Raw genomic sequence first — 13,805 nt, forward strand, 5'->3', positions numbered from 1 at the left:
AAAAAGACTACTTTTCATAGCGTTTTTGTGGGCTTTTTGCGTCCAAATCCGCCAGATAATCTAGCTTCTCGCCAATTTTGGTCTCTAAGCCTCGTTTTGTTGGGAAATAGTATTGCTTCTCTCCCATTTCAGGAGGCAAGTACTTTTCACCCGCCGCGTAGGCTCCCGGTTCGTCATGAGCATAACGGTATTCTTGTCCGTAGCCCATGTCCTTCATCAAGGTTGTTGGTGCATTTCGCAAATGATGAGGCACTTCGTACTCAGGAAGATTATGAGCATCGGTTAACGCTTGCTTCCAAGCCGTATAAACCGCGTTACTCTTTGGTGCACACGCTAAATAAACAACCGCCTGTGCAATCGCGCGTTCTCCCTCAGCAGGACCAATACGTGTAAAGCAATCCCAAGCAGACATCGCAACCTGCATGGCACGAGGGTCAGCGTTACCAATATCTTCAGAAGCTATTGCCAATAAGCGCCTAACGATATAAAGCGGATCACAGCCTGCCGCAATCATTCGAGCCGACCAGTACAAGGCCGCGTCAGGTTTTGAACCTCGAATCGATTTATGAACAGCGGATATTAGGTCGTACCAAATATCACCCTTGTTATCAAAGCGAGCCACTTTCTCACCTGCAACTTCAGCAAGTAACTGTAAGGTAATCGACTTCTCGCCTTTGTCGTTGTCTTCAGCCATGTCATACAGCAGCTCAAGGTAGTTGAGCGACATACGCGCGTCACCGTTCACTAACTCAGCTAAGCGATCCAAAACATTGTCAGCAAAGTGAGCAGGAACGTCACCAAGACCACGCTGCTTATCTTCAATCGCTTGGCGTATTACCGTCGCAATATCATCGGTATTGAGAGAAGTCAGCTTGTACACTCGCGCACGAGATAACAGAGCGTTGTTTAACTCGAAAGAAGGATTTTCGGTCGTCGCACCAATGAAGGTAACCGTACCGTCCTCAATGTGAGGCAGAAACGCATCTTGCTGGCTTTTGTTAAAGCGATGGACCTCATCCACAAACAAGATGGTTCTACGCCCTGCTTGCTTGTTTTCACGGGCTTTTTCGATCGCGATGCGAATGTCTTTCACACCCGATGTCACGGCAGAGACACGCTCCACTTCTGCATTAGCATAATTGGCGGCGACTTCTGCGAGCGTGGTTTTACCTGTGCCAGGAGGCCCCCACAAAATCATCGAGTGGATATGGCCCGCTTCAAGGGCTCTACGAAGGGGTTTACCTGGACCTAATATGTGCTGCTGACCAATATACTGTTCTACAGTTTCTGGTCTCATACGAGCAGCAAGGGGACGAAAATCTTCGTCCCCTGCAAAATCTAAGCTGTAATTACTCAATTGCAATCTCTTGATTATTTGATGGCATCGAGCTGATGGAAACAATATCCATCAACCCTATCGACGTACTACCAAACGATCGGCTTGTTTCGATCAATTTCTTTGGTCGTCGACCTCGACACCTTCCGGTGCTACAAAAGTAAAGCGGTCTGCTGCTGGTTTACCCAGGTTTACATTGCTGAAGGTAAACTCGCCTTTTTGACCGTCTTGTTCAATCACATTAAAGCCCTGAACAATGCCTTTTTCATTGATGTTAATCTGGAAGTCGCCCTGATTAGAGTCAACTGCCGTTGGTGTTAATGTAAATTGGTTACCCGATTGCGCCACATTGTAGTTATCCCAATCGCTTTCTTGGTTGCGAGTCAGTAGTACAAAAGGCGTTTGCGATGTCGCTTGCTCTTGCCAGTAGATACTAACTTGCTCAATGAACGGGCTGTAATACCACAAACTCTGACCGTCAGAGACCAATAGGTTTTCATCCGGGAACGTGGTTTCCCAACGGAATAAGCTTGGACGTGCAATTTCAACCGTGCCTTCACCTTCCATTACAACATCACCATCAGGGCTTGTGACCACTTGTTTAAAGTCAGCACTAAACCCTGCGTTCAATGCCAAGCGGCTACTCAACTCTTCTTTCGGAGAAGCAAACACTGAGAAGCTCATAAATAAAAGTGCGAATACTTTTTTCATTAATAGTCCTGTTACAAGGTAAATCGGTCATAAAACTATGACCGATTATTAAGGGTTGAGTTCCTATCTACACAATTAAGTGATTACTCTTTCGGCGGTGCTGGAGCCAAGACTTCTCGGTTACCGTTATGACCCGGAGCACTTACAATGCCTTGCGCCTCAAGCTGCTCCACAATTCGTGCCGCTCGGTTGTAACCGATCTTGAATCGACGTTGTACACCAGAAACTGAACCACGACGAGAATGAACAACGTGCTCGACTACTTGATCAAACAGAGGATCAACCTCTTCATCACCTTCCATCTTCTCACCCGGAAGCAAGGTTTCAGGCGTTTGCTCACCATTGGTAATTTCATCAATGTAGTTTGGTTTACCACGTGCCTTCCAGTTATTTACCACTGCGTGTACATCATCATCTGACGCAAACGCACCATGAACACGGATTGTATGGCTAGAACCTGGCGGTAAGTAAAGCATATCACCCATACCAAGCAGCGATTCTGCACCACCTTGGTCAAGAATGGTTCGAGAGTCAGTCTTAGTTGATACGGTAAAGGCAACACGCGTTGGAATGTTGGCTTTAATCAGACCGGTAATAACGTCAACCGATGGGCGCTGAGTCGCAAGAATCAAGTGAACACCTGCCGCACGAGCTTTTTGTGCCAAGCGGGCAATCAGTTCTTCTACTTTCTTACCTACTACCATGATTAAGTCGGCAAATTCATCGACGATAACCACAATGTAAGGCAGTTTTTCAAGTAATGGCGCTTCTGGGTCCATGCTATCACCTGGTTTCCACAATGGATCGTGGATTGGGTGACCTGCATCGGCAGCCATCTTAAGCTTGTCGTTGTAGCCTTTAATGTTACGAACACCAAGTGCTGACATCAGCTTGTAACGACGTTCCATTTCACCAACACACCAGCGAAGCGCATTCGACGCATCTTTCATGTCGGTAACCACTTCAGATAGTAGATGAGGAATACCCTCATATACAGAAAGCTCAAGCATTTTCGGGTCAATCATGATGAAACGAACGTCTTCAGGCGATGCCTTATACAGCATACTCAAGATCATTACGTTCACACCCACCGATTTACCAGAACCTGTAGTACCCGCAACCAGAACGTGTGGCATCTTAGCTAGGTCAGCAATCACAGCTTCACCTGCAATATCTTGTCCTAATACCACCGTCGTTGGTGATTTCGCTTCTTGGAACTGCTCGCTGCTCACTACGTCTGAGAAGAATACGGTTTGACGACTCATGTTTGGCAGTTCTAAACCGACATAAGGTTTACCCGGGATTACTTCAACAACACGTACTGCCAACGCAGACAATGAGCGAGCCAAGTCCATAGAAAGGCCAGAAATACGGCTTACTTTCACACCTGGAGCCAAATCTAACTCGAAGCGTGTAATTACTGGACCAGGGAAGATATCAACAACATCCGCTTTAATCTTGTAGTCAGCTAGCTTGGATTCAACCAAACGAGCGATCGCTTCTAGTGCATCGCGGTCGATGAATGTTTCACGCTTCTCTGGGTGGAACAATAGATCCAGTGTCGGTAGCGGCTCTGCCGGTTTCGGCAAGTTAACTTCCTGCTGAACCAAGAATGGGTTTTGTGCAGCTGCCATATTCGCTTGAGCTTCAGAAACAATATTCTGGAAGGCCGCAACGTCTTTATCCTGATTCAGATCTTGATCTTCCGTTACTTCTTCCCAAGGAAGGTCAATCACCTGCTCTTCATCCGCAACGGCAGGTTGCGCTGTTTGCTCTTGCTGATAAGAGAATGATTCAGGTTGTTCTTCGATATCACTCTCTACTGTTTCAGAATCGAATTCAGAAGACTGCTCGTATCCTTGCTCTTCAGACACATCAAATGGTGCACTGTGCGCTGAGAAATCATCTTGAGTATCAGCTTCTGGTTCACCCATAGGTGAGGCATACAAAGATTCAGGCTGAACGTCGTCAGCATCAAACTCTGTAGACGCTTGAGCTTCATTCTCAATCTCTGGTTGTGCATATTGTTCATCAAGAACTGTTTCAGCGCTCTCTTCTACAACAGGCTCAGCTGGACTAACTGATTCCTGCTCTTGCTGCATATATTGTTGATAAGCAACTTGAGATTCATGGGCATCTGTCTGATCTTGTTCAGCAAGATCATCTTCATACATTGCAGCACTTTCTAGCTGCTCAATCGTCGCATTCAACTGCTTAGAACGCTCGACGCCCTCTTCCAATGGCTCTTGTGGCGCTTGGTAAACGGGAGCGGCAGCAATTGGTTTTTCTGGTTGAGGAACAACAGGCGGTTGAGTCACTCGAGAAACGGGGTCTTGAGAAACCGGAGCTTGCTGCTTAGCCGGCGCTTCCGCAGGCATATGAATATTGTAATGACGTTTTTCTGATGCGCCTTCACCAGATACTCTATTAGCAGTATCAGAAGGTCCATTGGTCGCTGAGAAGCTCATTGCAGGATCGAGAGCTTCCGATGCCGTACCAGACTCCTCGATGACATCTTCATTGTAGATTGGCTGTTGACGGCTATCTTGCTGTGGATCTCGGTCTGCCGACTCTTTCAATTCTGGCTCAAGCAATTCTTGGTCTTGACCACGTGCTTTATTTACCGCTGAAGTAAAGAGCTTAATCGCACCTTCACCTAGCCATTCCACAATTCTCAACCAAGAGATACCGGTTAAAAGCGTAAAGCCTGCACCCCAAAGGAAAAGAAGCACAAGCGTACTACCCAGAATATTCAGCGTTGGCAGTGCAAGGCTCGTTAATACGTCACCAACCACGCCACCTGACGAGAAGTACCAGATATCATCGAAGTTAATGTCAGCCAAACCACAACTGGTCAGGATAAGCACCGTTAAGCCAAGTAAACGGGTGCCCCACAACATAAAGTCGATCTGTTCGTCTTCATTACGCTTACGGAATAAGACCCATGCGGCAACGGTCACTAAGATAGGCAGTGGATAAGCCAGAGAGCCAAATACAAAGAAAAGCGTATCTGCTAGCCATGCACCTAGATAGCCACCTGCGTTTTGAATGTCACCACCCCACGCGGTTTGCGACCATGAAGGATCGGCAGGGCTAAAGGTTAATAACGCAACGGCAAGTAGAATAGAGAAAAGAACACCCAGTATCAGGCTGCACTCTTTAAGGCGTTGAGAACCATTCAAACGAGAAGACTGGGGCTCTTCACTCGTTTTAATGATTGTTTCTACTTTATTACTGCTCTGCTTGAACATAAACCAACTTAATAATTAAACGGGATAAAAACATAGCGAGCGGCACAGGCCGCCCGTTTCAATGAAACTACTGTTGATTTAACCATATCAAACCAAAAAACCCAATTCCAGAAAGCAAGAAAGCGGAACAAATGTCCGCTTTCTTTCATTTCACCAATTATGACTAACGAGTTTTAATCACAAGTTGATTGGTTTGTTTCACTTCTTCCATTACCACGTAAGTTCGAGTGTCGTTTACGCCCGGTAGACGAAGTAACGTATCACCCAGTAGCTTACGGTAAGCACCCATATCAGATACACGTGTTTTTAGAAGATAGTCAAAGTCACCCGACACTAAATGACACTCTTGGATGTCATCCAGTTTCTGCACAGCGGTGTTGAATTGTTCGAACACATCTGGCGCACCGCGGTTCAATGTGATTTCAACAAACACCAAAAGTGAAGCATCAAGGTACTGTGGGTTCAGCAACGCTGTGTACCCAGTAATGTAACCTTGACGTTCTAAACGACGAACACGTTCAAGACACGGAGTCGGAGAAAGTCCTACTCGTTTTGAGAGTTCAACGTTCGAGATACGACCGTCTTTTTGCAACTCATTAAGAATGTTGCGGTCAATACGATCTAGTTCCTTGGACGGCTTCTTATAATTGTCTGCCATTTTTTATTCCACCTTATTACTTCCTTGCAAAAAAATATACTACAACTTTTTAATATTCAGTATCAAATTTTATCTGAACATATCTATACTAGATATTAATTCGACAGAATTACCCTACACATAGATAAAACAACCAAAATAAAATGAGGAGTCAGGATGATCATTGGCGTACCTAAGGAAATCAAAAACCACGAATACCGCGTTGGTATGACCCCAGCTAGCGTGAGAGAACTAATCTCACACGGCCACCAAGTTTTTGTTGAAACCAATGCCGGTACTGGTATCGGTTTTTCAGACGATGATTACATCGCTGTAGGCGCATCCATTCTTCCTACTGCTGCTGACGTTTTCGCGAAAGCAGAGATGATTGTAAAGGTTAAAGAACCTCAAGCTGTCGAGCGAGCTATGCTTCGCGAAGGGCAAATATTATTTACTTATTTACACCTTGCACCAGATTTTCCACAAACTGAAGAGCTTATCAAGAGCAAAGCTGTCTGCGTAGCCTATGAGACTGTAACAGATAATATGGGTCGCTTGCCACTATTAGCACCAATGTCTGAAGTAGCTGGTCGCATGTCTATTCAAGCAGGTGCACAAACTTTAGAGAAATCTAACGGTGGTTGTGGTCTTCTTCTAGGCGGCGTTCCAGGTGTTGAACCTGCGAAAGTTGTTGTTGTTGGCGGCGGTGTTGTAGGTGCTAACGCAGCACGTATGGCTGTTGGCCTTCGCGCTGATGTAACGATTCTTGACCGTAACGTAGACACGCTTCGTCGCCTTGACGAAGAGTTCCAAGGTCGCGCAAAAGTGGTTTATTCTACTGAAGACGCTATCGAGAAGCATGTTCTAGAAGCGGACCTAGTGATTGGTGCAGTACTGATCCCAGGTGCAGCAGCGCCTAAACTGGTGACAAAAGAGCACATCGCTAAGATGAAACCAGGTTCAGCTGTTGTTGACGTTGCAATCGACCAAGGTGGTTGTTTCGAAACGTCTCACGCGACAACTCACGCAGAACCAACTTACATCGTTGATGACGTAGTTCACTACTGTGTTGCAAACATGCCTGGCGCTGTTGCTCGCACTTCAACTTACGCACTAAACAATGCAACACTTCCTTACATTGTTAAGCTAGCGAACAAAGGTTACCGCGAAGCACTTCTATCAGACAAAGGCTTCCTAGAAGGTCTTAACGTGATTCACGGTAAAGTGACTTGTAAAGAAGTTGCAGAGAGCTTTGACCTAGAATACGTAGATCCAGCTGAAGCTATCGCGATGTTCAACTAATGATGTCATGACTCACTGAGCGTCAAATTTTCTCGTTGAGGCGCTCAATTGAATCATACACATGCAAAAAGCCAGTCCGATTATGTCGAACTGGCTTTTTTGTCTCTGTAACACTCATGTTCGAAAGCTGCGAAGAAGCACACTTTCTAGTAGCCGCACCGTTTATCGGTCGCTCTTAACACCATGAATCAACAGGTTTCTGGGTGTGACGCTACGTTCACAAAACTCTTCAATAGTTGCTTCATAGCCTTGTTCTTTTAAATAAATTGCTCGGTCTAATGCGAGCCATATCTCTAATGGGCGTCTGAAAACCTGCTGAACCAGGCTTAACTTTTCCATCTCCCAGAAAAGTGCTTCGCCTTGCACTAGATAAGAGTCAAAATCGATATTAGAACCAAGCGACAATTCCTTCACTTCACAAGCCCAACGGCAGAACGACTCAAACCCTTCAGCTAGCTCTGATTTTTTGATACTCGGCACAGGAATGTATTGATCAATTCCCATTTCAGCCTTAAGTAACTGGCTGAAGCCCAGGCGATAACTCATCTCTAATTGACGATGACGCTTAACCCTCTCACCACCGGTGACGGTTTCTTGCAGTGGGATTCGTAAATCGCTTTTGCTTAGTGTCAAAGCTGAGGTCTTAGCGACAGAACTCATTGCTTGGTAGCTTTCGTCTCTAATCAAATGATAACAACAAGGAGATATAGTCACCGCAGGGAGCCCATGCGACACAGACTTTTTAACCAACTCGACATGAAGATCACCACAAGCATGCAGTGCAACCGCATGTTGATTTGGATTAAATACCTCATCTGCCCTTTCAGAAAACGCGTCACCTTGCACAAAGGTCATCTCTAGATGTTGTGCATCCGCTATTTTTTGCCCGCTCTCACACAATGATTGTTGCCATTCAAAACTGGTCACCTTTTGACTCGATTGCTGAGACAAAATTCGTCCTAGGAACCCTTTTCCAGAACACCACTCCAACCACTCTTCACCGTGGTGATGCTCAAGCGCCGCTTCACCCATCGATACAATTTGCTGCAACTTTCTTCCAGGAATGCCGTCTTCAGTCCCTCTAGGAAGCTGCAGACCTTTGAGAGCTGTATTAGTGAATTGAGTGCTTTGATGAGCCTGCATAAGCTGTGGCAGAAAACGGCCGAGCTCAGTTATCAACAGATCAGGCTGCTCTTTCAGCGTCTGAATATTTTCAGTCGTTAAGCTATTTAACCAGTCAACAAGCGGCGAGTTAACTTTTTGCCATGGCTGCTGCTGTGTTTGGCATAGGTGAAAAGGCTCAGAACGCCAATAAACTTGGTGCTCAAGCAAAAATGAGTCGAGTATTTTAAATCGTGAATGCATGCTTCCCCCTATGGTGCGTGGATTGTAGGGGTAACCGGCGTAAATGAAAAGGATCGAGGTAAAGAGAACGAAAGGTGAACGCTAAATGCCAAAAAGGAAAACGGCCTGTAAATACAGGCCGATTAAGAATCTAGTTTTGTATGTTGTGATTAACGAACTGGAAGCTCGATATCTTTAAACATCTCTTCGATTTCTTCATTTGATTTCAAAGAGATAGCTTGCTCTACCACTGGACGAGTCAGGTGAGGTGCAAAGCGCTCCATGAAATCAAACATGTAAGAACGCAGGAACGTGCCTTTTCTAAAGCCAATGCTGGTTGTGCTCGCACCAAATAGATGGCTCGCATCAATCGCAACCAAATCTGTATCTTGTTCGTGGTCAATCGCCATGCTCGCAATCACACCAACACCAATGCCCATACGAACGTAAGTTTTGATTACATCGGCATCCGTTGCAGTAAATACCACGCGTGGTGTTAGACCCACTTTGTTAAATGCAGTATCCAGCTCAGAACGGCCAGTAAAGCCGAAGACATAAGTGACCAGAGAGTACGCCGCCAGATCTTCAATAGTGATATTCTGCTTTTGAGCCAGAGGGTGGTCCTTTGTGACCACGATAGAACGGTTCCAGTGGTAACAAGGTAGCATGATCGCATCTTGGTACAGGTGAAGTGCTTCTGTCGCGATTGCGAAGTTTGCCGTTCCTTTTGCAACAGCCTCAGACATTTGGCTTGGCGTACCTTGGTGCATGTGAAGCGACACCTTAGGGTAACGTGCTGTGAAACCTTTGATCACATCAGGTAGAGCGTAACGAGCTTGAGTATGAGTCGTTGAAATGTTCAATGTACCCATCTCTGGGTGAGTATGCTCACCCGCTACGGCTTTAATACTCTCAACACGAGCTAGAATCTCTTGAGAGATACGAATGATATCCTCGCCAGCTTGAGTAACCTGAGTCAAATGCTTGCCGCTTCGCTCAAAGATCTGGATACCCAACTCATCTTCCAGCAATCTAACTTGTTTACTGATGCCCGGCTGAGATGTGTATAAACTCTCCGCTGTCGCAGAAACATTTAGGTTATGGTTTACAACCTCAACAATGTACTTCAGTTGCTGTAACTTCATATCTAACCTCGTAATCCTTTACTCATTTCTGTGCTAACTTATTTGCAAAGAGAGCATTCTAGTCTCATGTAATATAATTAATAGTTATAACGTTTCAAGCGCCAAAAAGACAGAAAAATTGATTTTTTCTCGGTTAACAAACAAAAACATCACTACGGCTTTGCAACCCAGCCCTCATTCCCATACATTAGTTGGTAAGTTTTGATTGCCGATTGTGCTCAACAAGAGATAATCAAAAATTGCAATTTACGAGTGCCGATACACAATGGAATCGTGTATCCTCTCTGGTTAGCTCAAGAAAACAATAAGCAGACATAAATATATGAATAACCCTGGTTTAATTATTGCCTTAGTAGCGATTCTTTTGGTGTTGGTATTAGGTTACAACATCATGCTTCAGTACAAAGTTAAGGTAGAAACAGCGAAGAAACAGGAAGCTTCTCGTTATTTGACCATAATCGATGGAACAGAAGAGCTTATTGGTAATGCACACCATATGCCGTTTAGCCAAGATCTTCTTGTATGCTTAAACAATCGAATTCTTGATGCATTAGAAAACATGTATCAGCTCGACCCCAAAAATAAGCAACTTGCCCAACGTATTGAAAGCGTTAAACAGCAAATCACTCAGCTTAAAGAGAACTACCAAGGCGGCGAAAGCACGGCCTTTAGAGTTCCAAGTAGTGACAAGCAAGCAATCATGATGCTTAAACTGGTTAAACGCCTGCGTGACACGGTTCGTAGTGAGCACAACAAAGGTCGTTTCGAAACCCAAGCGTATGTAGTGGAAAACGCTCGCTTAGAGACTATTCAGATTCGAATCAACATTGAGAACGTAATCAAGCGTGCTAATGATTCAATTTCGCGAGGCCAACCAGGTACTGCTATCCAACTACTTCGCAAAGGTATTGACGCATTAGCTACCAAGAATGATGCTTACTCGACAAAAGCGAAAGAGAAGCTTCAGCAAATGCTGAATGACCTTGACCAAAAGCGCCAAGACAAAAACGCACACGATTTACAACAAATGGAATCAAAAGAGCGCGAAGACGATATGGACGCGCTATTCGGTCAGAAGAAAAAGTGGTAACTGCTGCTTAATCCAAGCGATTGACAAGGCCACCTTTAGATATCTAAGGTGGCCTTTTTTATCGCCAACGAATTTCCTTTCTCGATATAGGGAGATCTGATTAGCTGTGATAAACTCCCGCATTATCAACAAACCTGCTCCGACCATGTATCAAGAACTACTCGCTCCAATCCACTCTTTTCTAAAAGCTGAAACGCCAGATTCATGGATCGATGAAGCCAAAAAGCCTGAAAACCTTCACATCATTTTGCGCGATCACATGCTGTGTGAACTTAAAGCAGCGCAAAGCGCTTTATTCCTTATCCGTAAATACGCGGTAGATAAAGAAAGCGCTAAACAACTGAATGAATGGATCCTGCCATACGAGCAATTTGCCTACCGTCGTATCGGTGATTTAGAGTCACTTCGTGGCAAGAGCAACGTTTCAAAACAGATCACAGCAAAAGAAGGCTGTAATTACGGCGCTGACCTTATCGATAAGATGGTTCTGCTGATCAAAGAAGAACTCCACCATTTCTATCAAGTAATGGAACTGATGGAGAAGAAAGGCGTGACTTACCAGCCAATTGAAGCGGGTCGTTACGCTAAAGGGCTAATCAAGCAAGTAAAGACATACGAACCAGATGCTCTAGTCGACAAACTAATCATCGGTGCCTTTATTGAAGCACGTTCTTGTGAGCGTTTTGCTAAATTAGCGCCTTTCTTAGAAGAAGACATGGAGAAGTTTTACGTATCTCTACTTCGTTCAGAGGCTCGTCACTACCAAGATTACCTTGAGTTGGCCGAGCAAATCGCTGGCAAAGATATCTCAGAGCGTATTGCTCATTTCGCTCAAGTGGAAGCAGACCTGATCACTTCAGACGACAGCGACTTTAAATTCCATAGTGGTGCACCGGTATAGTTCGCTAAGAAAGCACACTCTAATCCAAACAAAGAAGGCCAGCTATTTGCTGGCCTTCTTAATTTATATCGCGCTAGCTAAAAGAGAAAGTTAAGCTAGTGTGCCGTTGATTTCAGCAAGCACAGCTGCAGGGTCTACAGCCTGAGTAATTGGACGACCAATAACTAGGTAGTCAGAACCTGACTCAATCGCTTTAGGAGGCGTCATGATACGCTTCTGGTCACCAACATCAGCACCTACAGGGCGAATACCTGGCGTCACTAGTTTAAACTCCTGACCAAGAGCACCTTTCAATAAAGAAGCCTCTTGTGCTGAACACACCACACCGTCAAGACCTGAGTTTTTAGTTAAAGAAGCCAAACGCATTACTTGCTGTTGTGGCTCAAGATCCAAACCGATACCAGCTAAGTCTGATTGCTCCATGCTCGTCAGTACTGTTACACCAATCAGCAATGGACGATCCTTACCATAAGGTTCCAAGATTTCGCGTGAAGCCGTCATCATACGTTCGCCACCACTTGCGTGCACGTTCACCATCCATACACCCAGCTCTGCGGCTGCGCGTACTGCTTTTGAACATGTGTTCGGGATATCGTGGAATTTAAGATCCAAGAATACTGAGAAACCACGTTTATGTAATTCACGAACAAATTCAGGACCAAACAGGGTAAACATCTCTTTACCCACTTTTAGGCGGCAAGATGCTGGATCAATACGGTCAACAAAGGCTAACGCATCCGCTTGGTTGTCATAATCCAAAGCTACAATGATTTTTTGGTCGTTCATTTCATCTCCTAACGCAGTTAACTTTCTTAAAAAATATTTTTCCACCTATGCAGGTGGTATATAACAGTCATAAAAATGCAGCCCGAAAGCTGCAATTAATAATTTGGTCTTAAATGACCACAAATCTATTCACCATCTAGCCCACGAATAGGCTTGATCGTCCCCCACCCTTTACATGAAGGGCAGTGCCAATACATTGAATGTGTTGAGAACCCACACTGACGACAACGGTAATGAGGCTTAACCTTAAGCTGTTCACCAACCATAGATTGAAGCGTGGTTAAGCTTTCTTTTGCTCGGCCTTCTTCTGCTTCTGCTAGATGGTAATCGATCAATCGATAGAAACCTTTCATAGTTGGGTTTTTCACGAGTTGCTTGGTCAGTAACTCTTGAGCAGAACCAATATCTTCATGATGCGCGACCAACTGAGCCAGCATCAATTCAGCCGACACGCCTGCTTTCTTCTGGATACAAGCTTTAAGGAATTCAACCAACTGAGCTTCGTGCCCAAGTTTGTGGTAGCACTCAGAAAGGGTCGGTAACACCTCACTGATAAAATCAATATCTTGTTCAAGAACAGCCTCAAGACAATCAATCGTCTTTTGGTAATCTTCATTTGCTAAATGGAATTTACCCAAAGCGATGCTGGCACGCACACACTTAGGGTCTTCAGATAACGCTTTCTTAAAATGCGCTAATGCTTTAGAGCGATTACCATCGGCTTGTTCTTGCATCGCAAGTTCACACCAAAAATGCGCAACCGTAGCACGCATCTTCATCTTCTTCTTACCAAGCTTTACTAGGATATTTCCGTAATGTATCGCTTTATTCCACTCTCGAGTTTGCTGGTAAATTGCAACTAACTGCTGCAGAGCACCCTCTTTGTGGTCAGGTTCATCAACCAACTGTTCAAAGATTTTTTCTGCACGATCAAGAAAGCCAGAGACCATATAGTCTTTCGCTAATTGTTGCAGTGCGAGGTTTTTCTGGTCGAGAGTTAGACCTGAACGGGAAATGAGGTTTTGGTGAATGCGAATAGCGCGGTCTACTTCGCCTCTTGAACGGAACAGATTGCCCAAGGCCAAGTGAGTATCGATAGTTTCATTGTCTACTTGAAGCAGCTCTATGAAGTGATCAACAGCTTTGTCAGATTGATCTGACAGTAATAGGTTCAAACCCGTCACGTATTGACGGGAGATCTGGTGTGATTGCTTTTGTTTTTCTTGCTGAGCATTACGATTACCCATATACCAACCGTAAGCGGCTGCAATCGGCAAAAGTAAGAACAGTAACTCTAACATC

Annotated in this window: 11 protein-coding genes; 3 read left to right on the forward strand and 8 right to left on the reverse strand. The window is 44.9% G+C overall.

Translation table 11 applies throughout. The features are described 5' to 3' along the window. Nucleotides 1-7: 7 nt before the first annotated feature. From L0991_08185 to lrp, 4 genes are all read right to left on the reverse strand, one after another. Nucleotides 8-1,357, reverse strand: a complete 1,350-nt coding sequence (locus L0991_08185; GenBank protein ID XGB61427.1) for a replication-associated recombination protein A — start codon at nucleotides 1,355-1,357, stop codon at nucleotides 8-10. Between the two features lie 93 nt (nucleotides 1,358-1,450). Beyond that, nucleotides 1,451-2,047, reverse strand: coding sequence for an outer membrane lipoprotein chaperone LolA (gene lolA / locus L0991_08190; GenBank protein ID XGB61428.1), 597 nt, complete (start codon nucleotides 2,045-2,047; stop codon nucleotides 1,451-1,453). Between the two features lie 83 nt (nucleotides 2,048-2,130). Then, entirely contained in the window at nucleotides 2,131-5,298 is a 3,168-nt protein-coding gene (locus L0991_08195) for a DNA translocase FtsK 4TM domain-containing protein (GenBank protein XGB61429.1), read from the reverse strand. 163 nt (nucleotides 5,299-5,461) lie between these two features. Then, on the reverse strand, nucleotides 5,462-5,956 hold the full coding sequence (gene lrp, locus L0991_08200; protein XGB61430.1) for a leucine-responsive transcriptional regulator Lrp: 495 nt from the start codon (nucleotides 5,954-5,956) through the stop codon (nucleotides 5,462-5,464). A gap of 156 nt (nucleotides 5,957-6,112) precedes the next feature. Between lrp and ald the strand changes: the two genes are divergently transcribed. Further along, on the forward strand, nucleotides 6,113-7,237 hold the full coding sequence (gene ald / locus L0991_08205; GenBank protein XGB61431.1) for an alanine dehydrogenase: 1,125 nt from the start codon (nucleotides 6,113-6,115) through the stop codon (nucleotides 7,235-7,237). Between the two features lie 162 nt (nucleotides 7,238-7,399). On the opposite strand, the gene L0991_08210 is transcribed toward ald, so the two are convergent. Next, nucleotides 7,400-8,602, reverse strand: coding sequence for an SAM-dependent methyltransferase (locus L0991_08210; GenBank protein ID XGB61432.1), 1,203 nt, complete (start codon nucleotides 8,600-8,602; stop codon nucleotides 7,400-7,402). A gap of 149 nt (nucleotides 8,603-8,751) precedes the next feature. Continuing rightward, the gene (gene cysB, locus L0991_08215) at nucleotides 8,752-9,726 is read right to left on the reverse strand and encodes an HTH-type transcriptional regulator CysB (protein XGB61433.1); all 975 of its coding nucleotides are present in this window, start codon (nucleotides 9,724-9,726) and stop codon (nucleotides 8,752-8,754) included. Between the two features lie 322 nt (nucleotides 9,727-10,048). Here cysB and L0991_08220 point away from each other — a divergent pair, with 322 nt between their 5' ends. Both L0991_08220 and L0991_08225 read left to right on the forward strand, forming a co-directional pair. After that, nucleotides 10,049-10,816, forward strand: coding sequence for a DNA repair protein (locus tag L0991_08220; protein ID XGB61434.1), 768 nt, complete (start codon nucleotides 10,049-10,051; stop codon nucleotides 10,814-10,816). A gap of 145 nt (nucleotides 10,817-10,961) precedes the next feature. Next, the gene (locus tag L0991_08225) at nucleotides 10,962-11,717 is read left to right on the forward strand and encodes a tRNA isopentenyl-2-thiomethyl-A-37 hydroxylase MiaE (protein XGB63871.1); all 756 of its coding nucleotides are present in this window, start codon (nucleotides 10,962-10,964) and stop codon (nucleotides 11,715-11,717) included. A gap of 90 nt (nucleotides 11,718-11,807) precedes the next feature. Here the strand turns inward: L0991_08225 and pyrF are convergent, their stop codons facing one another. Then, nucleotides 11,808-12,503, reverse strand: a complete 696-nt coding sequence (gene pyrF / locus L0991_08230) for an orotidine-5'-phosphate decarboxylase (protein ID XGB61435.1) — start codon at nucleotides 12,501-12,503, stop codon at nucleotides 11,808-11,810. Between the two features lie 125 nt (nucleotides 12,504-12,628). Beyond that, nucleotides 12,629-13,804: a lipopolysaccharide assembly protein LapB gene (gene lapB, locus L0991_08235; protein ID XGB61436.1), complete on the reverse strand. Its 1,176-nt coding sequence runs from the start codon at nucleotides 13,802-13,804 to the stop codon at nucleotides 12,629-12,631. Nucleotide 13,805 lies beyond the last annotated feature (1 nt).

It is taken from the genome of Vibrio chagasii, from assembly GCA_041879415.1.
GTDB lineage: Bacteria > Pseudomonadota > Gammaproteobacteria > Enterobacterales > Vibrionaceae > Vibrio.